Here is a 23482-nt window from a genome sequence, read left to right on the forward strand (position 1 = left end):
TCGCTCCCACATTAGATCGGCGGTGCTCGTGATTTTTGTGTCCACACAATATCCCCTGTGGGAGCGAGCCTGCTCCCTCGCCACAAAAAACGGCACCCGAAGGTGCCGTTTCTGTTTTCTACCGCATGAAGCTTAAGCGATCAACCCGCCAGGCCCGATTGCTGGACCAGGCTCAACAACGGCTGTGGATACAGCCCAAGGAAGAACGCCAGTACGGCGATAGCCAGCAACATCACGCCGCCCGCACGTTGCTCCCAATGCAGTTGCGCATCGTGACGACGCAGGTTCGGTTCGATCAGGTACAAAGTGACCATCACACGCAGGTAGTAGAACACGCCGATGGCGCTGCCCAGTACCAGGGAGCCGACCAGCCACCATTGTTGCGACTGCACGCCGGTGGCGATGATGTAGAACTTGCCGATGAAGCCCGCGGTCAGCGGGATACCGGCCAGGGACAGCATCATCACGGTCAGTACGGCGGTCAGGTACGGACGGCGCCAGAACAGGCCGCGGTATTCGTACAGGGCATCGGCGTCACGACCGTTGTACGGCGAGGACATCAGGGTGATCACGCCGAACGCGCCGAGGCTGGTGATCACGTAGGTGACCAGGTACACGCCGATGGCTTCCACGGCCAGGCCCTTGCTCGCCACCAGGGCGATCAGCAGGTAACCGAAGTGGGCGATGGACGAGTAACCCAGCAGACGCTTGAGGTTGCTCTGGGTCAGGGCCAGCAGGTTACCGAACAGGATCGACGCGATGGCGATGATGGTCAGCACGTTGCTCAGCACGCCGCTGCTTGCAGCAGGGGAGATCTGGAACAGACGCACCATCACCGCGAACACTGCCACTTTCGAAGCGGTGGCGAGGAACGCGGCAACCGGTGCCGGAGCACCTTCGTACACGTCCGGGGTCCACAGGTGGAACGGTACCAGCGACAGCTTGAACGCCAGGCCGATCAGCATCATGCCCAGGCCCAGTTGTGCCAGGGAGCTTGGCATGCCGGTGGCCGCCAGGGCCTGGCCGATGCCGGTGAAACTCAGGGAGCCGGCGTCGGCGTAGAGCAGGGCCATGCCGAATAACAGGAACGCGGAACCGGCAGCCGAGAGCACCATGTACTTGATGCCGGCTTCCAGCGAGCGCTTGTTGAAGAAGGCATAGGCCACCAGGCCGTAGACCGGCACCGACAGCAGTTCCAGGCCGACGAACAAGCCGGCCAGGTGCTGCGCGCTGACCAGTACCAGGCCACCGGCGGCGGCCATCAGGATCAGCAGGTACAGTTCTTCACGGTTGCCCGGGTAACCCGAACCGCCATCGCCGAGGTAGGCGTGGGCGAGGGTCACACAGGCGAGGGTGGCGACCAGGATCAGCGCCATGTACAGGCAGGCGAAGGTGTCGATCTGCAGCAGTGGAGTCACCGCCAGAGGCGCGACTTTAAGAGCTGGGAGGATCGACAGCAGTGCCAGGTTCAGACCCGCCACGGACAGTAGGAAGGTCTGGGAGTGGTTGCGGCGCCAGGCAATCGCCAGCATCACCACGATGATCGTGGCGCTGGTGATCAACAACGGCGCTAGCGCGATAAAGTGTTGAGTCGTGAATTCCATAGCGCTCTTACCGGGCCGAAGCGAGTTGAGTGAAGGCGGTGCCGAGCCACTGCTGCACGCCATGCATCGTCGCGGCAGAGGTATCGAGGAACGGTTGCGGGTACACGCCGATGTAGATCAGCAGTGCTGCCAGGCCGACCACCATGATCATTTCGCGACCGTCCATGCCATGCAGTACCGCGTCCGATTTGGCCGGACCGAAGTAGGCACGGTGGATCATGATCAACGAGTACACAGAACCGAATACCAGGCCGGTGGTGGCGATGATGGTGACCCATGGAGCGATCGGGAAGGTGCCGATCAGGATCAGGAACTCGCCGACGAAGTTACCGGTACCCGGCAAGCCCAGGGAAGCGGCTGCGAAGAACAGGCTGAGGGCCGGCAGGTAGGCGATCTTCGACCACAGGCCACCCATTTCACGCATGTCGCGGGTGTGGGTGCGCTCGTACAGCTGGCCACTGAGGATAAAGAGTGCCGCCGCCGACAGGCCGTGCGCCAGCATCTGCATCACCGCGCCCTGCAGCGCCAGTTGGCTGCCGGAGTAGATGCCGATCAGTACGAAGCCCATGTGGGAAACGGACGAGAAGGCAATCAGACGCTTGATGTCGGTTTGCGCGAACGCCAGGAACGCACCGTAGAAAATCCCGATCAGACCCAGGGCCATGGCGATCGGCGCGAACTCGGCCGAGGCATTCGGGAACAGCGGCAGGGCGAAACGCAGCAGGCCGTAGGCCGCGGTTTTCAGCAAGATACCGGCGAGGTCGACGGAACCTGCGGTCGGCGCCTGGGCGTGAGCGTCAGGCAACCAGGAGTGGAACGGCACGACTGGCAGCTTGACCGCGAAGGCGATGAAGAAGCCGAGCATCAGGATGTACTCGGTGGTCATCGACATCTTGGTCTTCAACAGGTCGGCGTAGTTGAAGGTAATCACGCCGGTGTCGTTGAAGTTGACCAGGACCAGACCGAGGATCGCCACCAGCATGATCAGGCCGGAAGCCTGAGTGAAGATGAAGAACTTGGTCGCCGCGTAGATCCGGGTTTTCTTGCCGTCCGAAGAACTGTGACCCCAGAGCGCGATGAGGAAGTACATCGGCACCAGCATCATTTCCCAGAAGAAGAAGAACATGAACAGGTCGAGGGCGAGGAACACGCCAACGACACCGCCCAGGATCCACATCAGGTTCAGGTGGAAGAAGCCAACGTGACGCTGGATCTCTTTCCACGAGCAGAGTACCGAGAGCACACCCAGCAGACCGGTCAGCATGATCATCAACAGCGACAGGCCGTCGAGGGCCAGGTGCACGTTGATGCCGAAGCGTTCGATCCAGACGTGCTTGAACTCAAGCGCCCAGGTTGGGTCGGCGCCAGGCTTTGGTGCCAATGAATAATCACCGTTGGCCCACAGCCAGAGGCCTAGAGCGAGCAACAGGGACATGGTGATCAGCGCAATCCAGCGGGGGAGGGTGGCGCCGAAGCGCTCGCCCATCCAGCACAGCAGGCCGCCGATGAAGGGGATCAGGATTAGCCAAGGCAGAATCATGACGGGTTCGTTTCCTTTCGCAAATTCGCAAGGTTCATATCAGACCGCTACCAGCACGACGGCGCCGATGACCAGCACGGCACCAGCAGCCATCGAGGCGGCGTACCAACGCAGTTGACCGGTCTCGGTACGGCTCAGGGCGGTGTGACCGCCTTTGGCCATGCGCGGGATCAGACCGATGGTCTGGTCGAGCGGGTCTTTGCGCAGGATGTGGCTGATCGCCAGGTATGGCTTGACGAACAGTTTGTCGTAGATCCAGTCGAAGCCCCAGGCAGCGAACCACCAGGCCGAGAGGAAACGGCCAATGCCGCTGTTGGCGATGGCGGTGACGAAACGACGCTTGCCGAGGAACAGCAGCGCGGCCAGCAGGATACCGGACAGGGCGATGGCGCCCGAGGCGATCTCCAGGCTGTGCTTGGCTTCGCCGCCGGCATGGCCGACGCTTTCCGGCAGTACACCATGCAGTGGCGGAACGATCATCGCGCCAATGGCGGTGGACAATACGATCAGCACCGACAGTGGCAGCCAGTGGGCAATGCCGTGACCGGCATGGGCTTCGGTCTTCGCTTCACCGTGGAACGTGATGAAGATCAGACGGAAGGTGTACAGCGAGGTCATGAATGCGCCGACCAGACCTGCGTAAAGCAGACCGTGATTGCCGCTGGCGAAGGCTTCCCAGAGGATTTCGTCCTTGGAGTAGAAGCCCGCGGTCACCAGAGGCAGGGCCGCCAGGGCCGCACCGCCGACGATGAAGCTGGCGTAGGCCAGTGGCAGTTTCTTCCACAGGCCGCCCATCTTGAAGATGTTCTGCTCGTGGTGGCAGGCAACGATCACCGCACCGGAGGCAAGGAACAGCAGGGCCTTGAAGAAGGCGTGGGTCATCAGGTGGAAGATCGCGCCATCCCAGGCACCGACGCCCAGGGCCAGGAACATGTAGCCGATCTGGCTCATGGTCGAGTAGGCGAGGATACGCTTGATGTCGGTCTGAACCAGTGCGGCGAAACCTGCGAGAACCAGGGTCACACCGCCCACCAGGCCCACCAGGTGCAGGATTTCCGGCGCCAGGGTGAACAGGCCATGGGTACGGGCGATCAGGTAGACACCGGCGGTCACCATGGTCGCGGCGTGGATCAGTGCCGAAACCGGGGTAGGACCGGCCATCGCGTCCGCCAGCCAGGTTTGCAGCGGCAGTTGCGCGGATTTACCGACAGCGCCGCCCAGCAGCATCAGGGTGGCCATGACCATCCAGAAATCGCCGGCCTGGAATTTCTGCGGTGCCAGCACCAGCAGTTCCTGGACATTCAGCGTGCCCAGCTGGGCAAACAGGATGAACAGGCCGATGGCCATGAACACGTCGCCGATACGGGTGACGATGAAGGCCTTGAGCGCCGCGTTACCGTTGTTGCGGTTGCTGTAGTAGAAGCCGATCAACAGGTACGAGCACAGGCCCACGCCTTCCCAGCCGAAGTACAGGAACAACAGGTTATCGCCCAGCACCAGGAACAGCATGCTGGCGATGAACAGGTTGGTGTAGGCGAAGAAGCGCGAGTAACCGGCTTCACCGCGCATGTACCAGGACGCGAACAGGTGGATCAGGAAGCCGACGCCGACGACCACGCCGAGCATGGTGACCGACAGGCCGTCCAGATACAGCGCGAAGTTCGGCGTGAAGCCTTCCACCGCCATCCACTGCCACAACACCTGGGTGTAGTGGCCGCCTTCTGGCGGGGCGACGTTGAATTGCCAGATCACGTAGGCGGTGACGATCGCCGACAGACCGATGGAGCCGACGCCAATCAGCGCGGCGAGGTTTTCCGAGATGCGTCCACGGGAGAACGACAGCAGCAGGAAACCTATGAGAGGGAATACGAAAGTCAGATAGAGAAGATTCATCCGCGCATCTCACTGGCAGCGTCGATATCGAGCGTGTGGAAGCGGCGATACAGTTGCAGCAGGATCGCCAGGCCGATACTGGCCTCGGCGGCTGCCAGGCTGATCACCAGGATGAACATGATCTGTCCATCCGGCTGCGCCCAGCGGCTACCGGCAACGATGAACGCCAGGGCGGAGGCATTCATCATGACCTCCAGGCTCATCAGCACGAAGAGAATGTTGCGGCGGACCATCAGGCCGACCAGACCGAGGCAGAACAGGATGCCGGCGACCGCCAGACCATGCTCCATGGGGATAGCAGGCATCGTCATTGCTCCTTGGCTTCGTTGCGGCCCAAGTGGAACGCCGTGACAGCTGCGGCGAGCAGCAGCATCGAGGCGAGTTCGACCACCAGCAGATAAGGACCGAACAGGCTGATGCCCACGGCCTTCGCGTCTACGGTGGTGTGGCCGACGGCCTGGCCGCTCTGGTGGGCGAACAGCACGTACAGCAGTTCAACCAGCAGCAGGGCGCCGAGTGCGACCGGGCCGAGCCAGATACCGGGCTTGAGCCAGACGCGCTCCTGCTGAACCGAGGCCGGGCCAAGGTTCAGCATCATCACCACGAACACGAACAGCACCATGATGGCGCCAGCGTAGGCAATCACTTCCAGGACACCGGCAAACGGTGCGCCGAGGGCGAAGAACGTCATGGCCACGGCGATCAGCGAAATGATCAGGTAGAGCAGGGCGTGCACTGGGTTGGTGTTGGTGATCACGCGAAGCGTGGACACCACCGCGATACCCGATGCGAAATAGAAAGCGAATTCCATCTTTCTTCCTTAAGGCAGCAAGCTCTTCACGTTGATCGGTTCGGCTTCGTTCTGCGCGGAGCCTTTTGGCTTACCGGCAATCGCCATACCTGCAACACGATAGAAGTTGTAATCAGGGTTTTTGCCGGGGCCGGAGATCAGCAGATCTTCTTTCTCGTAAACCAGGTCCTGACGTTTGAACTCGGCCATTTCGAAATCCGGCGTGAGCTGGATCGCGGTGGTCGGGCAGGCTTCCTCGCAGAGGCCGCAGAAGATGCAGCGCGAGAAGTTGATGCGGAAGAAGTCCGGGTACCAGCGACCGTCTTCGGTTTCAGCTTTCTGCAGCGAGATGCAACCGACCGGGCACGCTACGGCGCACAGGTTGCAGGCTACACAACGCTCTTCGCCGTCGGGGTCGCGGGTCAGGACGATACGTCCACGGTAGCGCGGCGGCAGGTAGACCGGTTCTTCCGGGTACTGCAGCGTGTCGCGCTTGCGGAAGGCGTGGCCGAAAATCATCACCAGGCTGCGAAGCTGGGTGTAGAAGCCATGCACGATGTCAAATATGTACTTCATGATTCTCTATCCTCACTGAGCCGCGACGGCGGGCGTGTTGAGCAACACGAGCGCAGCGGTCACCAGCATGTTGACGAGGGTCAGCGGCAGGCAGAACTTCCAGCTGAAATCCATCACTTGGTCATACCGTGGGCGCGGAATCGAAGCGCGCAGCAGGATGAAGATCATGATGAAGAACGCGGTTTTCAGTGCGAACCAGATGAACGGGATCTGCGGCAGGATGCCGAACGGACCGTGCCAGCCACCGAAGAACAAGGTCACCAGCAGCGCCGAAATCAACACGATGCCGATGTACTCGCCGACGAAGAACATGCCCCATTTCATGCCGGCATATTCAATGTGGTAACCGTCGGCCAGTTCCTGTTCCGCTTCCGGCTGGTCGAACGGGTGACGGTGAGTCACGGCCACGCCAGCGATGAAGAAGGTCAGGAAACCGAAGATCTGCGGAATGATGAACCAGAGGTTCTGCGCCTGGTAGTCAACGATGTCACGCATGTTGAACGAGCCAACCTGGATCACGATGCCCATCAGCGACAGGCCCATGAACACTTCGTACGACACGGTCTGCGCCGAGGCCCGCAAGCTGCCCAGCAGGGCGAACTTGTTGTTGCTCGACCAGCCGGCGAACAGCACCGCATAGACCGACAGGCCGGCCATGGCGAAGAAGAACAGGATGCCGATGTTCAGGTCCGCCACGCCCCAGGTCGGGGTGATCGGGATGATCGCGAAGGCAATCAGCAGGGCGCTCATGGCGACTACCGGTGCCAGGGTGAAGATCATCTTGTCGGCGAATGGAGGCGTCCAGTCTTCCTTGAAGAACATCTTGATCATGTCGGCAGCGATCTGGAACGCGCCGAACGGGCCAACGCGGTTCGGACCGTAACGGTCCTGCCAGAGGGCGAGCAAACGACGCTCCACCCAGCTGAGCAGGGCGCCGCAGACCACCACGGCAAGCAGGATCACCACGGCCTTGAGGACCGCGAGGATGATGTCGATCACTTCAGGAGTGAACCAGGTCATTGAGCTGCCTCCTGCAGACCGTCAACGGATTTGCCAAAGATGGCTGGCGGAATGCCGGCGATGCCCGCAGGCAATGCCACCAGACCTGCACCCAGCTCTTCGTTGATGCGCAGCGGCAGACGCAGGGTCTGGCCGGCTACGTTCAGGCTGAGCAGGGCGCCGTCGTTGACACCCAGGCGATCGGCTTCGGATTTGGCCAGTGCGACGTAGGCGGCCGGGATGCGTTCCTGGACCGGAGCGGCTTTCGAAGAGTTCTCTTCGCTGCCGAACAGGTGGAAGAACGGCACGACCTGCCAGGTACCGGGAGCCGGGTTGAACGCGCGCGGAACACTGGCGAACCAGTTCAGCGAGTCACCGTTGCTTTCGATCAGGCGCGTGCCCGGGTCGCCAGCACGGATGTGACCACCGACTTCGTCCTGGAACTTGTTCCAGGCTTGCGGCGAGTTCCAGCCCGGAGACCAGGCGAATGGCACTTGCTGACGCGGTTCGGCGGAACCCGAGTAGCCTTCCATGGAGAAGGCGAACGCGGTGTCCTGGTCCTGCGGGGTACGCGGTTCGTGCACGCTGATGTCAGCGCGCATGGCGGTACGACCGGAGTAACGCAGCGGTTCACGGGCCAGTTTCATGCCCTTGATGCGGAACGCGGCGGACGGTGCGGCATCGACGATGCGGTTCAGTTGCGGTGTGCTCGAAGCGACGGCAGCGGTGACGTGGTCCAGTTGGGTCCAGTCGATCGGCTGGTTCAGCAGGGTCGAGCGCAGGGCATGCAGCCAGCGCCAGCCTTCATGAACCAGGATGCTGGCATCCATGTACTTCGGATCGAAGACCTGGAAGAAGCGCTGGGCGCGGCCTTCCTGGCTGACCAAGGTACCGTCGCCTTCAGCGAAGCTGGCGGCTGGCAGGACCAGGTCCGCACGATCGCTGGTCGCGGTCTTCTGATGGTCGGCGACGATGAGCACTTTGGTCGCGCTCAGGGCAGCATCGACCTTGGTTTTGTCGGTACGGGTGTACAGATCGTTTTCCAGCACGACGATGGCGTCGGCTTTACCGTCGATCACGGCTTGCAGCGCGGCGTCGACCGATTCGCCTCCGAGCATGGCCAGGCCGAGGCTGTTGGCCTCTGGCACGATCAGGCTGATGGAACCGTTCTTCTCGCGCAGCTTCAACGCTTTGGCGATGTTCGCGGCGGCTTCGATCAAGGCTTTGGAGCCCAGGGAAGTACCGGCGATGATCAGTGGACGCTTGGCCGCGAGCAGGGCGTCGGCGATGCGCTTGGCCAGTTCGAGGGCTTCGGCGTCCAGGCCTTCGACGGCAGGCGCGCTGGCGTCGAGGGCGTGAGCCACGGCGAAACCGATGCGGGCCAGGTCGTCTGGAGCGGCATGTACGCATTCTTCGGCGATGTCGTCCAGCTTGGTTTCAGCCAGGCTGGCGATGAACAGAGGGTTCAGCGCGTGCTGGCCGATGTTCTTCACCGCGGCGTCGAGCCAAGGCTGGACGCGCATGGCGTCGGCCATGTCTTCGGCCTTGCCCTTGACCGATTGACGCAGGGACAGGGCCATGCGTGCGGCGGTCTGGGTCAGGTCTTCGCCGAGGACGAAGATGGCGTCGTGGTCTTCGATGTCGCGCATGTTCGGCACAGGCAGCGGGCTGTCTTTGAGCACCTGCAGGACCAGGCGGATGCGTTCCAGCTCGGACGCTTCGATACCGGAGTAGAAGTGCTCGGCGCCGACCAGTTCGCGCAACGCGTGGTTGCTTTCGAGGCTGGCGCGGGGCGAACCGATACCGACGATGTTGCGACCGCGCAGCAGGTCGGCGGCTTTATCCAGCGCTTCGTCCAGGCTCAGCTTGGCGCCATTGGCCAGCAGTGGCTGGCGCGGACGGTCTTCGCGGTTGACGTAGCCGTAGCCGAAACGGCCACGGTCGCACAGGAAGTACTGGTTTACCGAACCGTTGAAACGGTTTTCGATACGACGCAGTTCACCGTAGCGCTCGCCCGGGGAGATGTTGCAACCGCTGGAGCAGCCATGGCAGATGCTCGGCGAGAACTGCATGTCCCATTTACGGTTGTAGCGCTCGGAGTGAGTCTTGTCGGTGAACACACCGGTCGGGCAGACCTCGGTGAGGTTGCCGGAGAACTCGCTTTCCAGGGTGCCGTCTTCAACGCGACCGAAGTACACATTGTCGTGGGCGCCGAATACGCCGAGGTCGGTGCCGCCAGCATAGTCTTTATAGAAGCGCACGCAGCGGTAGCAAGCGATGCAGCGGTTCATCTCGTGGGAAATGAACGGGCCCAGTTGCTGGTTCTGGTGGGTACGCTTGGTGAAGCGGTAACGGCGCTCGTTGTGGCCAGTCATGACCGTCATGTCTTGCAGGTGGCAGTGACCGCCTTCTTCACAGACCGGGCAGTCGTGAGGGTGGTTGGTCATCAGCCATTCGACAACACTGGCGCGGAAGGCCTTGGATTCTTCATCGTCGATGGAGATCCAGGTGTTGTCGGTAGCAGGGGTCATGCAGGACATGACGATGCGACCACGGGTGTCGTTCTCGTCGGTGTACTGCTTGACCGCGCACTGGCGGCAAGCGCCAACGCTGCCAAGGGCAGGGTGCCAGCAGAAATACGGAATATCGAGGCCCAGAGACAGACATGCCTGTAACAGGTTGTCTGCCCCATCGACTTCGAGCGCTTTGCCGTCTACGTGGATAGTGGCCATGGTTCAAAGTTCTTCGTTGGCCCGGTGTCAGCGGGCGTGGCTAATGGAATCTTGTTATCCGCGCGAATCAACACAGCCGGTAAAGGCGTCATCGCACGAAAAGCGAAGGGCACGGACCCTTCGCCTGTTTTAAGCGTTTACGCGCCGACTACGATCGGCCTTGCCAGAGGCGGGACGGCGGCGCTGACAGGCGCGATACCGGCTTCGAACTCATGGCGGAAGTATTTGATTGCGCTGCCCAACGGCTCCACGGCGCCCGGTGCGTGAGCACAGAAGGTCTTGCCTGGGCCGAGGAAGCCGACCAGACCCAGCAGGGTCTCGATGTCGCCGGGCTGGCCTTCACCGTTCTCGATGGCCATCAGGAGCTTGACGCTCCATGGCAAGCCATCGCGGCACGGGGTGCAGAAGCCACAGGATTCGCGGGCGAAGAACTGCTCCATGTTGCGCAGCAGGGACACCATGTTGACGCTGTCGTCCACCGCCATGGCCAGGCCGGTACCCATACGGGTGCCCACCTTGGCGATGCCGCCGGCGTACATTTGTGCGTCCAGGTGCTCCGGCAACAGGAAGCCGGTACCAGCACCGCCTGGTTGCCAGGCCTTGAGCTTGTAACCGTCGCGCATGCCGCCAGCGTAGTCTTCGAACAGCTCGCGAGCGGTGACGCCGAATGGCAGTTCCCACAGGCCCGGGTTCTTGACCTTGCCGGAGAAGCCCATGAGCTTGGTGCCCATGTCTTCGCTGCCTTCGCGAGCCAGGGATTTGTACCAATCCACGCCGTCGGCAATGATCGCCGGCACGTTGCACAGGGTCTCGACGTTGTTCACGCAAGTCGGCTTGCCCCACACACCCACGGCGGCAGGGAAGGGCGGCTTGGAGCGCGGGTTGGCGCGACGGCCTTCGAGGGAGTTGATCAGTGCGGTTTCTTCACCGCAAATGTAACGCCCGGCGCCGGTGTGGACGAACAGCTCGAAATCAAAACCCGAGCCCAGGATGTTCTTGCCCAAAAGGCCTGCTGCCTTGGCTTCTTCCACGGCACGGTTGAGGTGCTTGGCGGCGGTGGTGTATTCGCCACGCAGGAAGATGTAGCCACGGTAGGTTTTCAGCGCGCGGGCGCTGATCAGCATGCCTTCGATCAGCAGATGGGGCAGTTGCTCCATCAGCATGCGGTCTTTCCAGGTGTTCGGCTCCATTTCATCCGCGTTGCACAGCAGGTAGCGGATATTGATGGATTCGTCCTTGGGCATCAGGCCCCACTTCACGCCCGTGGGGAAGCCTGCACCGCCGCGGCCTTTGAGGCCGGAGTCTTTCACGGTCTGGACGATGTCGTCCTGCGCCATGTCGGCGAAGGCCTTGCGTGCAGCCGCGTAACCGTTCTTGGCCTGGTATTCGTCGAGCCAGACGGCTTCGCCGTCGTCACGCAGACGCCAGGTGAGCGGGTGAGTCTCGGCCGAACGCTTGATGCGGTTGGCTGGACCGAAGGAAGTCAGGGTCATACGTAGCCCTCGAGCAATTTGGCAACGCCTGCTGGCTGCACATCCCCGAAAGTGTCGTCGTCGATCATCAACGCCGGCGCCTTGTCGCAGTTGCCGAGGCAGCAGACCGGCAGCAGGGTGAAACGACCATCGGTGGTGGTCTGACCCAGGCCGATGCCGAGTTTGCTCTGGATTTCGCTGACCACCGACTCGTGGCCGCCGATGTAGCAGACCATGCTGTCGCAGACGCGAATGATGTGACGGCCAACAGGCTGACGGAAGATCTGGCTGTAGAACGTCGCCACGCCTTCAACGTCGCTCGCCGGGATGCCGAGGATCTCGCCGATGGCGTACAGGGCGCCGTCCGGCACCCAGCCACGTTCCTTCTGGACGATCTTCAGGGCTTCGATCGACGCCGCGCGCGGGTCTTCGTAGTGATGCAACTCGTGCTCGATGGCCGAGCGCTCGGTTTCACTCAAGGTGAAACGGTCTGTCTGGATAAGCGTGCTGTTCATGCTTAGCGGTCCACGTCGGCCATAACGAAATCGATACTACCCAGGTACGCGATCAAGTCCGCGACCATGCTGCCTTTGATCACCGAAGGGATCTGCTGCAGGTGCGGGAAGCTTGGGGTACGAATCCGGGTGCGGTAGCTCATGGTGCCGCCATCGCTCGTCAGGTAATAACTGTTGATGCCCTTGGTCGCTTCGATCATCTGGAAGGATTCGTTGGCCGGCATGACCGGGCCCCACGAAACTTGCAGGAAGTGCGTGATCAAGGTTTCGATGTGCTGCAGCGTGCGCTCTTTCGGTGGCGGCGTAGTCAGCGGGTGATCCGCCTTGTACGGGCCTTCCGGCATGTTGCGCAGGCACTGGTCGATGATCCGGATGCTCTGGCGCATCTCCTCGACGCGCACGATGCAACGGTCGTAGGCATCGCCATTGGCGGCCAGCGGCACTTCGAACTCGAAGTTCTCGTAGCCCGAGTACGGACGCGCTTTACGCAGGTCGAAGTCGCAACCGGTGGCACGCAGGCCGGCACCGGTGACGCCCCATTCCAGGGCTTGCTTGGTGTTGTAGTCGGCGACGCCGATGGTCCGGCCACGCAGGATGCTGTTGTCCAGTGCGGCTTTCTGGTATTCGTCCAGGCGCTTGGGCATCCACTCGACGAAATCCTTGACCAGTTTTTCCCAGCCGCGCGGCAGGTCGTGGGCGACGCCACCGATGCGGTACCAGGCCGGGTGCAGGCGGAAACCGGTGATGGCTTCGATCACCGTGTACGCCTTCTGGCGGTCGGTGAAGGTGAAGAACACCGGGGTCATGGCGCCGACGTCCTGGATGTAGGTACCCAGGAACAGCAGGTGGCTGGTGATCCGGAAGAACTCGGCCATCATGATGCGGATGACGTCGACCTTCTCCGGCACCTTGATGCCGGCCAGTTTCTCCACCGAGAGCACGTACGGCAGGTTGTTCATCACACCGCCGAGGTAGTCGATACGGTCGGTGTACGGGATGAAACTGTGCCAGGACTGGCGCTCGGCCATCTTCTCGGCGCCACGGTGGTGGTAGCCGATGTCCGGAACGCAGTCGACGATCTCTTCACCGTCGAGCTGCAGGATGATGCGGAACGCACCGTGCGCCGAAGGGTGGTTCGGACCGAGGTTGAGGAACATGTAGTCCTCGTTCGGGCCGGAACGCTTCATGCCCCAGTCTTCCGGCTTGAAGCGCGCGGACTCTTCCTCGAGCTGCTGCTTGGCCAGGTTCAGGGTGAACGGGTCGAACTCGGTGGCACGGGCCGGGAAGTCCTTGCGCAGCGGGTGACCTTCCCAGGTCGGCGGCATCATGATGCGCGACAGGTGCGGGTGGCCTTTGAAGTCGATACCGTACATGTCCCAGACTTCACGCTCGTACCAGTTGGCATTCGGCCAGATGCTGGTGACGGTCGGCAGGCTGAGGTCGCTCTCGGACAAGGCGACCTTGATCATTACGTCACTATTACGTTCGATCGACATCAAGTGATAGAACACAGTGAAGTCGGCGCCGCTTGGCAGCCCTTGACGCTTGGTGCGCAGACGCTCGTCCACGCCGTGCAGGTCATAGAGCATGACGTACGGCTTGGGCAGGTTGCGCAGGAAGGTCAGGACTTCGACGAGTTTGGCGCGGGCAACCCAAAGCACCGGCATGCCGGTGCGGGTAGGCTGGGCGGTGAACGCCTCCGGGCCAAAACGATTGTTCAGTTCGACGACCACATCCTGGTCGTCTGCCTTGTAAGGCGGGATGTACAGAGCACTGCCTGTAGTCATGGTTATTTTATCGCTTTCGGTCAACGTAAAGAATGAAGCCAGTGTCTCGTTCTATTAAAGAAGCAGATCTGGATCAGACTTCGTCGGGGCTGCGCAGGTTGGTGACTGCGATTCGCTGTTCGCGGCGCTTATCCTTCTCCGAAGGCATCTCGGCGCGGTATACGCCTTGATCACCAACGACCCAGGAAAGCGGACGACGCTCCTGTCCAATCGACTCCTGCAACAGCATCAAACCTTGCAGGAAAGCTTCAGGACGGGGTGGGCAGCCAGGCACGTAGACGTCCACGGGCAGGAACTTGTCCACCCCTTGAACGACGGAGTAGATGTCGTACATGCCACCGGAGTTGGCGCACGAACCCATGGAGATGACCCACTTGGGTTCGAGCATTTGCTCGTAGAGACGCTGGATGATCGGTGCCATCTTGATGAAGCAGGTACCGGCGATAACCATGAAATCCGCCTGGCGCGGCGATGCCCGGATAACCTCGGCGCCAAAGCGCGCGATGTCGTGGGGCGCCGTGAAGGCGGTGGTCATTTCCACGTAGCAGCACGAAAGACCGAAGTTATACGGCCACAGGGAGTTCTTGCGCCCCCAGTTGATCGTGCCGTTAAGCACGTCTTCGAGCTTGCCCATGAAGATGTTTTTGTGGACTTGATCTTCTAACGGATCGGAAACGGTTTCCCGCTGGCCAATCGGATACTGCTCGTTAGGAGCATCGGGGTCGATCCTGGTGAGATTGTATTGCATTGCCAAAGCCTCATTGTTTCAGCTTCGCTTGCCGCTTGCGCCGAGCTTCCGGAGCCCAGTCAAGGGCGCCCACTCGGAATAGGTAGACAAGACCTGCCAACAGAATTGCTATGAAAACGAGAGCTTCGACGAATCCGGTCCAGCCGCTTTCGCGGACGGACACAGACCATGCAAAGAGAAAGAGGGCTTCGATATCGAAGATCACGAACAGCATCGCGACCAGATAGAATTTGGCTGAGAGCCGCAAGCGGGCGCCACCTGTAGGTAGCATGCCGGACTCGAACGGTTCGTTTTTGCTGCGGCCCCAGGCTTTTGACCCGAGTAGGCTGGAAACACCGAGCATGAAGGCACAGAGGCCGCCGACGCCTAGAAGGAAAATGGCAAAGCCCCAGTTGTGGGCCATGAGTCCTGTCGCTTCGGGCATGCTGGTAATCCTTAACAGAGAGCAAAGGTCTCTGAGCTTGAAAAAGTAACAAAGCAGTGACGATATGTCGCAGCAATCAATCCCGCTGATTTTATGGCTAAACACCCAGCAAGTAAAATTCCTATAGCGAAATTATTTATAGGAATAAGGACATAGCGAGGGGTAAAAGCGCCGTAGCCCTTGCGTTGCGGGCATTAGCCGGCATTTCGGGAATTATGTTTTGTAAGGAATGTAACGAACATGGTTTTGGCTAAATGATAATCAATATTGTTTGTAGTGGTTTTTAAACTGTTTAGTGGGTTTTGGGTGGGGAAGTTGTCTTATTTGCGCGTTACTGCAAGTAGTGGTGGTGTTCCTTTTAGCGGATTTTTCTGACGCGGATACCGTGCTGGATCAATGTTTTTGCCTGCCTCACCACTGACCCTTGCGGGAGCGAGCCTGCTCGCGAAAGCGGCGGGTCAGCCAACATCATTGCTGACTGATCTACCGCTTTCGCGAGCAGGCTCGCTCCCACAGGGTTTTGCGGTGTTTGGGGGATTGCAGGCAAAAAAAACGCCCCGAACCAGTCGGGGCGTCAGAGGTGCAGCGCTGCGGTTAGCTTTCTATACGGCCCACAGCGGCTGATGTCTCAAGCGAAGCAGATCAGTGGAACTGTTCTTCTTCGGTCGAACCGGTCAGTGCGGTTACCGAGGACGAGCCACCCTGGATCACGGTGGTCATGTCGTCGAAGTAGCCGGTGCCCACTTCCTGCTGGTGAGCCACGAAGGTGTAGCCCTTGGCGGCGTCAGCGAATTCCTGCTCCTGCAGCTTCACGTAGGCAGTCATGTCGTTGCGGGCGTAGTCGTGCGCCAGGTTGAACATGCTGTGCCACATGTTGTGAATGCCGGCCAGGGTGATGAACTGGTGCTTGTAGCCCATGGCGGACAGTTCGCGCTGGAACTTGGCGATGGTCGCGTCGTCCAGGTTTTTCTTCCAGTTGAAGGAAGGCGAGCAGTTGTACGACAGCAGTTGGTCCGGGTATTCCTTCTTGATCGCTTCGGCAAAGCGACGAGCCTCGTCCAGGTCGGGCTTGGCGGTTTCGCACCAGATCAGGTCGGCGTACGGAGCATAAGCCAGGCCGCGGGCGATAGCCTGGTCCAGGCCAGCACGAACCTTGTAGAAACCCTCCTGGGTGCGTTCGCCAGTCACGAATGGCTGGTCGTACGGGTCGCAGTCGGACGTCAGCAGGTCAGCAGCGTTGGCGTCGGTACGGGCCAGGATGATGGTCGGAGTACCGGCAACGTCGGCCGCCAGACGGGCAGCGGTCAGCTTCTGCACGGCTTCCTGGGTAGGAACCAGTACCTTGCCGCCCATGTGGCCGCATTTTTTCACGGAAGCCAGCTGGTCTTCGAAGTGAACGCCGGCGGCGCCTGCCTCGATCATGCTCTTCATCAGCTCGTAGGCGTTCAGTACGCCGCCGAAACCGGCTTCGGCGTCAGCCACGATTGGCGCGAAGTAGTCGATGTAGTCATCGTCGCCCGGGTTCTTGCCGGCTTTCCACTGGATCTGGTCGGCGCGACGGAACGAGTTGTTGATGCGCTTGACCACGGTCGGTACCGAGTCAACCGGGTACAGCGACTGGTCCGGGTACATCGATTCGGCGGAGTTGTTGTCCGCAGCCACTTGCCAGCCCGACAGGTAGATGGCCTGGATGCCGGCTTTGACTTGTTGTACAGCCTGGCCGCCGGTCAGGGCGCCCATGCAGTTGACGAAATCTTTCTCAGGACGGAAGGCTGGCTTGGCACCCTGGGTAACCAGGTTCCACAGCTTCTCGGCGCCCATTTTTGCAAAGGTGTGCTCAGGTTGAACCGAGCCACGCAGGCGGACGACGTCAGCAGCGGAGTAAGTGCGTGTCACGCCTTTCCAGCGCGGGTTCTCAGCCCAGTCTTTTTCGAGGGCTGCAATTTGCTGTTCGCGTGTCAGTGCCATGGGAGATAAACCTCGTCGCGTCTTTATGAAAAGTTGTTCTGCGGTGGAAAATTCCTGCGCTCGCTGACCAGAAGCTTAGGTGGTCAAGTCGGGTTCGGCGGGGATGGCGACGGGATGAACGATGGGCTCGAGGGGAAGTGAGCAGGTAAGGGCGAACTGGCGGGCGCATTCGGGCGTCGTGGGCCTTGGTGCGAACTTCAGTGTGATGCCGGGTTTACCTAAATACGCTTCCGTCCCTCGGGACAACTTCGTTCCAGTCGGCAACCTCGTCAAACACACCTTGTGGGCGGTACAGACACGAAGCGGTTCGCGGGGTAGGTGCGAACATCGCCTCGAAGGCCCTTGCCAGGGCCCCTGATTAGCGGGAGCGAGGCCATCATGCCTTCGCTTTTTTGCCTCGTCAAACGTTTTGTAGTGCTTTTTTCAAGGCACTACATCTTTGGTCTAATACGACTCGTCAGTCAGTTTTCGAGGCTTTAGTCCAAAGTATCGACTTTCACCCGCAAGGTCATGTCGTTGCGACTCTGGGTCGAGTAGCTGCGGGCCACGCCCTGTTTGTCGGCCTGGGTCTGGCCATTGACGCCGGCCAACAGGATCCACTCGCCCAGGCGTCCGGTGACAGTTGTGTCGGTGCTTTGCACGTTCACTACATCGGGACGTTCCTGGCTCAACCGGTCACGGTTGGTACTGATAGTCAGGTGAACGATCTCGCCGGTGACGTTGGCGGTGACGTAGAAACCCTGGGTGACGTTGCGGTATTCGGTCTGGGTGCGCAGGTCGCCGTAGGCGTCGGTCTGGCTGCTGGTCAACGGCACGCTTTGGCCCACCTGGATCAGCGCTGGCATGCCGTCAGTGGCCTGGATTTGCTGGATGCCTCCGTCACGGCTGTCGGTGGTATGGCTGATGATGCGGGTCTGGTTCGGTTTGGCGCCATTGACCGAATAACCCTGATTGCCCTGAACGTTGTTTTCGTTGGTGTCGACGGTGATCAGCAGGCGTTTGGGTGCGGTATCGAGCTGGCCGATCAGCGCTTTAAGTTCGTCGATCCTGCGCTGATCGGCGTTGACGATGAGCTGATTGCCGTAGGCGCTGACCTGGCCGTCCTTACCGATGAAATCCTGCGCCACCGGCAACATGTCGGCGCTGGTGTGGTAGTTCAGCGGCACGATTTCGGTGGCGGCCATGAGCGAAAAACTGCAGGTCGCCAGCAATGTGGTGAGCAGGGTGCGTAGGGACATATCCGTTATCTCCGCAATCAAAGGGCTTGATATTGCCAGTTTGTCGGCCAGGGAGGGGGCAAGTTGAATCCTGGACAGCAAAACGCCCCGGCATCGTGTGATGTCGGGGCGTTTTGTGGTGCGGCTACTGGCCTCTTCGCGAGCAAGCCCGCTCCCACAGGGGAATGCATTCCAATTGTGGGAGCGGGCTTGCTCGCGAAGGCCGCGCCTCGGTGTCAGGCCGAGTGGCGGACCATGTCCACATGCGGAATCCCTGCTTCCAGGAACTCCTCGCTGACCATGTGAAAGCCCAGCCGCTCATAGAACGCCGTGGCTTGCACCTGGGCGCTGAGCATCTGCTGCTTCAATCCGCGCTCTTCGGCTTCGCCGATTACCGCGTGCATCAGTGCGTCACCGACTTTCAAGCCGCGCCAGTCCTTGAGAACCGATACCCGGCCGACGTGACCGTCGGGCAGCAGGCGGGCAGTGCCAACCGGAAAGTCGCCTTCGAGGGCGAGGAAGTGCACGGCCGTCACATCGTCGGCATCCCATTCCAGTTCCGGCGGAACGGACTGCTCGGCGACGAAAACCGCTTCACGAATGCGGCGGATCTCGGCGTTGTCCTTTTGCCAGTCTGCGACACGTACGTGAATCTTATTCATCGGCGAACCCCAGGCTTCCTTGCTTGACCAGTTCGCACAGCAGGCCGCGGCCATCTTCGTCTGCCAGCCAGTCACCCAGGTTGTCGACGTGCAGCGCGTCGGCAGCGCAGATCATCTTCAGCAACTCACGCAGTTTGCCCGGCAGATAGCGGCTCTGGCCGCTGGCGAACAGCAGCAGGTCGTCATCGACTTCCGACCAGGCCAGGCGTGCGCTCGGATTACGGATCAGTACCGCGCCTTGCTCCAGCGCGCCGAGGACGTCGTCTTCTTCGAGGTCTTCCGGACCGACCACCAGTTCCGGGTAGCGTGGCTCGGTCATGAACTGGCCGAACCAGGTCAGCAGCAGGCGCTCATCGCTCATGTGCTCGGCCAGCAGGCCTTTGAGGCGATCGAGGGCGTCATGCTGGATCTGATGCGGATCTGCCACCGGCAGGGCATCGGCGTCGGTGTAGCGCTCTTCGTCCGGCAGGAACTGGCTGAGGAAGTCGGTGAAGTGGGTCAGCACTTCGGCGGCGCTCGGTGCGCGGAAGCCGACCGAGTAGGTCAGGCAGTCGTCGACGGCCACGCCGCAATGGGCCAGGCGCGGCGGCAGGTAAAGCATGTCGCCCGGTTCCAGGACCCACTCATCGGTGGCTTCGAATTCAGCGAGAATCCGCAGGTCCGCGTGTTGCAGCAGCGGGCTTTCGGAGTCGCACATCTGGCCGATTTTCCAGTTGCGCTTGCCATGGCCCTGCAGCAGGAACACGTCGTAGTTGTCGAAGTGCGGACCGACGCTGCCACCGGGGGCGGCGAAGCTGATCATCACGTCGTCGATACGCCAGCTCGGCAGAAAGCGGAAGTTTTCCAGCAGTTCGCTGACTTCCGGCACGAACTGGTCCACGGCCTGAACCAGCAGGGTCCACTCACGCTCCGGCAATTTGCTGAATTCGTCCTCGGCGAACGGGCCGCGACGCAATTCCCATGGACGCTCGCCGTTCTCGATCACCAGACGCGATTCGACTTCTTCTTCCAGCGCCAGGCCGGCCAGTTCGTCGGCGTCGATCGGGCTTTCGAAATCGGGAATCGCCTGACGGATCAGCAACGGTTTTTTCTGCCAGTAGTCGCGCAGGAATTCGCGTGCCGTGATGCCGCCCAGAAGTTGAAGAGGAATGTCAGGATTCATGTGTAACCTATTGAAAAAAAGCACTTTTCATACGGGAATAAAAACGCCCGGCGCGGCCGGGCGTCTTAAACGGTTCTAACGGTCGATCAGATGCGCTTGGCTTGCGCTACAGCATTGCCGATGTAGTTGGCCGGGGTGAGCAGTTTCAGCTCGGCCTTGGCAGCGGCAGGCATGTCCAGGCCATCGATGAAAGTCTGCAGCGCTTCGGGGCTGATGCCCTTGCCGCGGGTCAATTCTTTCAGCTTTTCGTACGGGTTTTCGATGTTGTAGCGACGCATCACGGTCTGGATCGGCTCGGCCAGCACTTCCCAGCAGGCGTCCAGGTCGGCGGCGATCTTCTGCTCGTTGAGCTCCAGCTTGCTGATGCCCTTGAGGCTGGCTTCGTACGCGATCACGCTGTGGGCGAAGCCGACACCGAGGTTGCGCAGTACGGTGGAGTCGGTCAGGTCGCGCTGCCAGCGGGAGATCGGCAGCTTGCTTGCCAGGTGCTGGAACAGTGCGTTGGCGATGCCCAGGTTGCCTTCGGAGTTTTCGAAGTCGATCGGGTTGACCTTGTGCGGCATGGTCGACGAACCGATTTCGCCAGCGATGGTGCGCTGCTTGAAATAACCCAGGGAGATGTAGCCCCAGATATCGCGGTCGAAGTCGATCAGGATGGTGTTGAAGCGCGCGATCGCGTCGAACAGCTCGGCGATGTAGTCGTGCGGTTCGATCTGCGTGGTGTACGGGTTGAAGCCCAGGCCCAGCTCGTCTTCGATGAAGGCGCGGGCGTTGGCTTCCCAGTCGATCTCAGGGTAGGCCGACAGGTGAGCGTTGTAGTTGCCAACAGCGCCGTTGATCTTGCCCAGCAGCGGTACGGCGGCGACTTGAGCGATCTGGCGCTCCAGGCGGTAAACCACGTTCGCCAGTTCTTTGCCCAGGGTGGTCGGCGAGGCCGGCTGGCCGTGGGTGCGCGACAGCATCGGCACGTCGGCGAAACGGATGGCCAGTTCGCGGATGGCGTTGGCAGTCTGGCGCATCAGCGGCAGCATCACGTCATCACGGCCTTCGCGCAGCATCAGGGCGTGGGACAGGTTGTTGATGTCCTCGCTGGTGCAGGCGAAGTGGATGAATTCGCTGACCTTGGCCAGTTCCGGCAGCTTGGCTGCCTGCTCCTTGAGCAGGTACTCGATGGCTTTTACGTCGTGGTTGGTGGTGCGCTCGATCTCTTTGACGCGCTCGGCGTGCTCCAGAGAGAAGTTTTCCGCCAGGGTGTTGAGTACAGCGTTGGCTTCGGCGGAGAACGCCGGCACTTCGCTGATGGCAGGGTGAGCGGCCAGGCGCTGGAGCCAGCGCACTTCAACCAGGACACGGGCACGGATCAGGCCGTACTCGCTGAAAATTGGGCGCAGGGCCTGGGTTTTGCCGGCGTAGCGGCCGTCAACAGGGGAAACCGCAGTGAGCGAAGAGAGCTGCATGGGGTGTTCTCGGACAGTCGGGCAACGAAATGGGGCGCGTATCATACATGAAAAAATCCGCCGGTCCGTCGCCAACTGACCGGCGTATTACGCGTATTGCTGAGTTCTGTGTCGCCGATGCGGGTTATTCGTTACGCATCAATGGGTAAAGCTCTTTGAGCAATTTGCGCCGGCTGATCACCAACTGCCAGCGATGACCGCCCAATTGCCGCCACAGGCGTGCCGAACGGATGCCGGCCAGCAGCAGGGCACGAATTTTCGAGGCGTTGCTCGGCTGCTGCAGGTTGCGCATGTCGCCATGTACCTGGATGCGTTGGCGCAACGTGCTCAGGGTGTCCTGATACAGCGCGCCGCAGGCGGCGATCACGTTTTCGTGGGCCGGGCCGAAGTGTTCGACCTGGGACTGGATCTGCGGCAGGCGTTTGCCGATCACGTCCAGCATGTCGCTGCGCTTGGCCAGCTGACGTTCAAGACCGAGCATGGCCAGGGCATAACGCAGCGGCTCGCGCTGCAGGGCACTCGGGTCGCGCTCGAGGGCGCCGATCAATGCGCGATAGCCTTCGCGCAGGTTGATGTCGTCGCCGCCATAGACTTCCAGGGTGTCCTTGGGGTCGCGGATCAGCAGGCTGCCGAGCATGCAGGTCAGGCCGGCCTCGTTGGTCTGGCCGGTCTTGGCGATCTTGTCGACCAGCACCGCGGCGAGAAATACCCCGCCGAGGGCCGTCAGTTGTTCCTGGGTGGGGGTCATTGAGCCTGGCCCTTGCTAGTCCAGGGTTCTGCCACTTCGATCACGCCGCCGCCGAGGCAGATTTCGCCGTCGTAGAACACCACGGACTGGCCCGGGGTGACTGCGCGTTGCGGGTCATCGAAGGTCGCGCGGTAACCGGTGGCGGTTTTCTCCAGGGTGCAGGGTTGGTCGCTCTGGCGATAACGCACCTTGGCGGTCAGCTTGCGGGGCTGGCTCAGGTCGATCGGGTTGACCCAATAGATGTCCGAGGCGAGCAGGGCGCGGGAGAACAGCCACGGGTGGTCGTTACCTTGGCCAACGATCAGTTCGTTGTGCGCAAGGTCCTTGATCAGTACGTACCACGGTTCGTCGCTGGCGTCTTTCAGGCCGCCGATGCCCAGGCCCTGGCGTTGGCCGATGGTGTGGTACATCAGGCCATGGTGACGGCCGATGACTTCGCCTTCGGTGGTCTTGATCTCGCCCGGCTGTGCTGGCAGGTATTGCTTGAGGAAGTCGCTGAAGCGGCGCTCACCGATAAAGCAGATACCGGTGGAATCCTTTTTCTTCGCGGTGGCCAACTCGTATTTCTCGGCAATCGCGCGAACCTGCGGTTTTTCCAGCTCGCCGACCGGGAACAGGGTCTTGGCGATCTGCTCGCCGCCGACGGCGTGCAGGAAGTAGCTCTGGTCCTTGTTCGGGTCCAGGCCCTTGAGCAGTTCGGTGCGGCCGTCGATGTCGCGCCGACGCACGTAATGGCCAGTGGCAATCAGGTCGGCGCCGAGCATCATGGCGTAGTCGAGGAACGCCTTGAACTTGATTTCGCGGTTGCACAGGATGTCCGGGTTCGGCGTACGGCCGGCCTTGTATTCGGCCAGGAAGTGCTCGAACACGTTGTCCCAGTACTCGGCGGCGAAGTTGGCGGTGTGCAGCTTGATGCCAATCTTGTCGCACACGGCCTGGGCATCCGCCAGGTCATCCATGGCGGTGCAGTATTCGGTTCCGTCGTCTTCTTCCCAGTTCTTCATGAACAGGCCTTCCACCTCATAGCCCTGCTCGATCAGCAGGAGGGCGGAAACGGAAGAGTCCACGCCGCCGGACATGCCGACAATGACGCGCTTCTTTTGTGTGTCAGAAGGGGCTGGATCACGCATAGGGATTCAATGAGTGTCTTGAAAAAGGACGCGATTCTAACAGGCCGGAGCCTGCATG

At 60.9% G+C, this 23482-nt stretch carries 20 protein-coding genes; all 20 read right to left on the minus strand.

The features are described 5' to 3' along the window. Nucleotides 1-140 precede the first annotated feature (140 nt). Nucleotides 141-1604: an NADH-quinone oxidoreductase subunit NuoN gene (nuoN, locus tag NQL71_RS04625; RefSeq protein WP_046817157.1), complete on the minus strand. Its 1464-nt coding sequence runs from the start codon at nucleotides 1602-1604 to the stop codon at nucleotides 141-143. Nucleotides 1605-1611: 7 nt separating this feature from the next. After that, the gene (gene nuoM / locus NQL71_RS04630) at nucleotides 1612-3144 is read right to left on the minus strand and encodes an NADH-quinone oxidoreductase subunit M (protein ID WP_046817158.1); all 1533 of its coding nucleotides are present in this window, start codon (nucleotides 3142-3144) and stop codon (nucleotides 1612-1614) included. A 39-nt stretch (nucleotides 3145-3183) separates the two neighbouring features. Further along, nucleotides 3184-5037 carry an NADH-quinone oxidoreductase subunit L gene (gene nuoL, locus NQL71_RS04635; protein ID WP_046817159.1) on the minus strand — a complete coding sequence of 618 codons (1854 nt, stop codon included), beginning with the start codon at nucleotides 5035-5037 and terminating at the stop codon, nucleotides 3184-3186. After that, the gene (gene nuoK / locus NQL71_RS04640; protein ID WP_007946416.1) at nucleotides 5034-5342 is read right to left on the minus strand and encodes an NADH-quinone oxidoreductase subunit NuoK; all 309 of its coding nucleotides are present in this window, start codon (nucleotides 5340-5342) and stop codon (nucleotides 5034-5036) included. Before nuoK ends, nuoL begins: the two co-directional genes overlap by 4 nt. Nucleotides 5343-5344: 2 nt before the next feature. Next, nucleotides 5345-5848 carry an NADH-quinone oxidoreductase subunit J gene (gene nuoJ, locus NQL71_RS04645; protein WP_046817160.1) on the minus strand — a complete coding sequence of 168 codons (504 nt, stop codon included), beginning with the start codon at nucleotides 5846-5848 and terminating at the stop codon, nucleotides 5345-5347. A gap of 9 nt (nucleotides 5849-5857) precedes the next feature. Then, nucleotides 5858-6403 carry an NADH-quinone oxidoreductase subunit NuoI gene (nuoI, locus tag NQL71_RS04650; protein WP_007970449.1) on the minus strand — a complete coding sequence of 182 codons (546 nt, stop codon included), beginning with the start codon at nucleotides 6401-6403 and terminating at the stop codon, nucleotides 5858-5860. Between the two features lie 12 nt (nucleotides 6404-6415). Beyond that, the gene (nuoH, locus tag NQL71_RS04655) at nucleotides 6416-7423 is read right to left on the minus strand and encodes an NADH-quinone oxidoreductase subunit NuoH (protein WP_046817161.1); all 1008 of its coding nucleotides are present in this window, start codon (nucleotides 7421-7423) and stop codon (nucleotides 6416-6418) included. Further along, entirely contained in the window at nucleotides 7420-10134 is a 2715-nt protein-coding gene (gene nuoG, locus NQL71_RS04660; protein WP_274642331.1) for an NADH-quinone oxidoreductase subunit NuoG, read from the minus strand. The genes nuoH and nuoG overlap by 4 nt, the downstream gene beginning before the upstream one ends. Before the next feature lie 137 nt (nucleotides 10135-10271). After that, nucleotides 10272-11627, minus strand: coding sequence for an NADH-quinone oxidoreductase subunit NuoF (nuoF, locus tag NQL71_RS04665; protein ID WP_046817163.1), 1356 nt, complete (start codon nucleotides 11625-11627; stop codon nucleotides 10272-10274). After that, a complete protein-coding gene (nuoE, locus tag NQL71_RS04670) occupies nucleotides 11624-12121 on the minus strand; it encodes an NADH-quinone oxidoreductase subunit NuoE (protein ID WP_008053447.1) in 498 nt (165 codons plus the stop codon). Before nuoE ends, nuoF begins: the two co-directional genes overlap by 4 nt. A 2-nt stretch (nucleotides 12122-12123) precedes the next feature. Continuing rightward, complete coding sequence (gene nuoC, locus NQL71_RS04675; RefSeq protein ID WP_046817164.1) at nucleotides 12124-13908, minus strand: NADH-quinone oxidoreductase subunit C/D; 1785 nt, start codon at nucleotides 13906-13908, stop codon at nucleotides 12124-12126. A gap of 73 nt (nucleotides 13909-13981) precedes the next feature. Continuing rightward, a complete protein-coding gene (locus NQL71_RS04680; protein WP_008061991.1) occupies nucleotides 13982-14656 on the minus strand; it encodes a NuoB/complex I 20 kDa subunit family protein in 675 nt (224 codons plus the stop codon). 10 nt (nucleotides 14657-14666) lie between these two features. After that, nucleotides 14667-15080: an NADH-quinone oxidoreductase subunit A gene (locus NQL71_RS04685; protein WP_007905050.1), complete on the minus strand. Its 414-nt coding sequence runs from the start codon at nucleotides 15078-15080 to the stop codon at nucleotides 14667-14669. Nucleotides 15081-15722: 642 nt separating this feature from the next. Next, on the minus strand, nucleotides 15723-17048 hold the full coding sequence (gene aceA, locus NQL71_RS04695; protein ID WP_274642332.1) for an isocitrate lyase: 1326 nt from the start codon (nucleotides 17046-17048) through the stop codon (nucleotides 15723-15725). A gap of 476 nt (nucleotides 17049-17524) precedes the next feature. Further along, the gene (locus tag NQL71_RS04700) at nucleotides 17525-18286 is read right to left on the minus strand and encodes a secretin N-terminal domain-containing protein (protein ID WP_046817166.1); all 762 of its coding nucleotides are present in this window, start codon (nucleotides 18284-18286) and stop codon (nucleotides 17525-17527) included. A 215-nt stretch (nucleotides 18287-18501) separates the two neighbouring features. Then, a complete protein-coding gene (locus tag NQL71_RS04705; RefSeq protein ID WP_032831798.1) occupies nucleotides 18502-18927 on the minus strand; it encodes a GNAT family N-acetyltransferase in 426 nt (141 codons plus the stop codon). Then, nucleotides 18920-20089 (minus strand): ribosomal protein uL16 3-hydroxylase, encoded by a 1170-nt coding sequence (locus tag NQL71_RS04710; RefSeq protein ID WP_046817167.1) that lies wholly within the window; start codon nucleotides 20087-20089, stop codon nucleotides 18920-18922. Before NQL71_RS04710 ends, NQL71_RS04705 begins: the two co-directional genes overlap by 8 nt. 86 nt (nucleotides 20090-20175) lie before the next feature. After that, nucleotides 20176-21546, minus strand: coding sequence for an adenylosuccinate lyase (gene purB, locus NQL71_RS04715; protein WP_007940861.1), 1371 nt, complete (start codon nucleotides 21544-21546; stop codon nucleotides 20176-20178). A 124-nt stretch (nucleotides 21547-21670) separates the two neighbouring features. Further along, the gene (gene hflD, locus NQL71_RS04720) at nucleotides 21671-22294 is read right to left on the minus strand and encodes a high frequency lysogenization protein HflD (protein WP_046817168.1); all 624 of its coding nucleotides are present in this window, start codon (nucleotides 22292-22294) and stop codon (nucleotides 21671-21673) included. Further along, nucleotides 22291-23424 (minus strand): tRNA 2-thiouridine(34) synthase MnmA, encoded by a 1134-nt coding sequence (mnmA, locus tag NQL71_RS04725; protein WP_046817169.1) that lies wholly within the window; start codon nucleotides 23422-23424, stop codon nucleotides 22291-22293. Before mnmA ends, hflD begins: the two co-directional genes overlap by 4 nt. Nucleotides 23425-23482 lie beyond the last annotated feature (58 nt).

This window comes from Pseudomonas serbica (assembly GCF_028823535.1).
In the GTDB taxonomy this organism is placed as follows: domain Bacteria; phylum Pseudomonadota; class Gammaproteobacteria; order Pseudomonadales; family Pseudomonadaceae; genus Aquipseudomonas; species Aquipseudomonas serbica.

Coding starts and splice junctions, on each gene's coding strand:
- nuoN (WP_046817157.1), bottom strand. CDS start 1,604: ATGGAATTCACGACTCAACACTTTATCGCGCTAGCGCCGTTGTTGATC.
- nuoM (WP_046817158.1), bottom strand. CDS start 3,144: ATGATTCTGCCTTGGCTAATCCTGATCCCCTTCATCGGCGGCCTGCTG.
- nuoL (WP_046817159.1), bottom strand. CDS start 5,037: ATGAATCTTCTCTATCTGACTTTCGTATTCCCTCTCATAGGTTTCCTG.
- nuoK (WP_007946416.1), bottom strand. CDS start 5,342: ATGCCTGCTATCCCCATGGAGCATGGTCTGGCGGTCGCCGGCATCCTG.
- nuoJ (WP_046817160.1), bottom strand. CDS start 5,848: ATGGAATTCGCTTTCTATTTCGCATCGGGTATCGCGGTGGTGTCCACG.
- nuoI (WP_007970449.1), bottom strand. CDS start 6,403: ATGAAGTACATATTTGACATCGTGCATGGCTTCTACACCCAGCTTCGC.
- nuoH (WP_046817161.1), bottom strand. CDS start 7,423: ATGACCTGGTTCACTCCTGAAGTGATCGACATCATCCTCGCGGTCCTC.
- nuoG (WP_274642331.1), bottom strand. CDS start 10,134: ATGGCCACTATCCACGTAGACGGCAAAGCGCTCGAAGTCGATGGGGCA.
- nuoF (WP_046817163.1), bottom strand. CDS start 11,627: ATGACCCTGACTTCCTTCGGTCCAGCCAACCGCATCAAGCGTTCGGCC.
- nuoE (WP_008053447.1), bottom strand. CDS start 12,121: ATGAACAGCACGCTTATCCAGACAGACCGTTTCACCTTGAGTGAAACC.
- nuoC (WP_046817164.1), bottom strand. CDS start 13,908: ATGACTACAGGCAGTGCTCTGTACATCCCGCCTTACAAGGCAGACGAC.
- NQL71_RS04680 (WP_008061991.1), bottom strand. CDS start 14,656: ATGCAATACAATCTCACCAGGATCGACCCCGATGCTCCTAACGAGCAG.
- NQL71_RS04685 (WP_007905050.1), bottom strand. CDS start 15,080: ATGCCCGAAGCGACAGGACTCATGGCCCACAACTGGGGCTTTGCCATT.
- aceA (WP_274642332.1), bottom strand. CDS start 17,048: ATGGCACTGACACGCGAACAGCAAATTGCAGCCCTCGAAAAAGACTGG.
- NQL71_RS04700 (WP_046817166.1), bottom strand. CDS start 18,286: ATGTCCCTACGCACCCTGCTCACCACATTGCTGGCGACCTGCAGTTTT.
- NQL71_RS04705 (WP_032831798.1), bottom strand. CDS start 18,927: ATGAATAAGATTCACGTACGTGTCGCAGACTGGCAAAAGGACAACGCC.
- NQL71_RS04710 (WP_046817167.1), bottom strand. CDS start 20,089: ATGAATCCTGACATTCCTCTTCAACTTCTGGGCGGCATCACGGCACGC.
- purB (WP_007940861.1), bottom strand. CDS start 21,546: ATGCAGCTCTCTTCGCTCACTGCGGTTTCCCCTGTTGACGGCCGCTAC.
- hflD (WP_046817168.1), bottom strand. CDS start 22,294: ATGACCCCCACCCAGGAACAACTGACGGCCCTCGGCGGGGTATTTCTC.
- mnmA (WP_046817169.1), bottom strand. CDS start 23,424: ATGCGTGATCCAGCCCCTTCTGACACACAAAAGAAGCGCGTCATTGTC.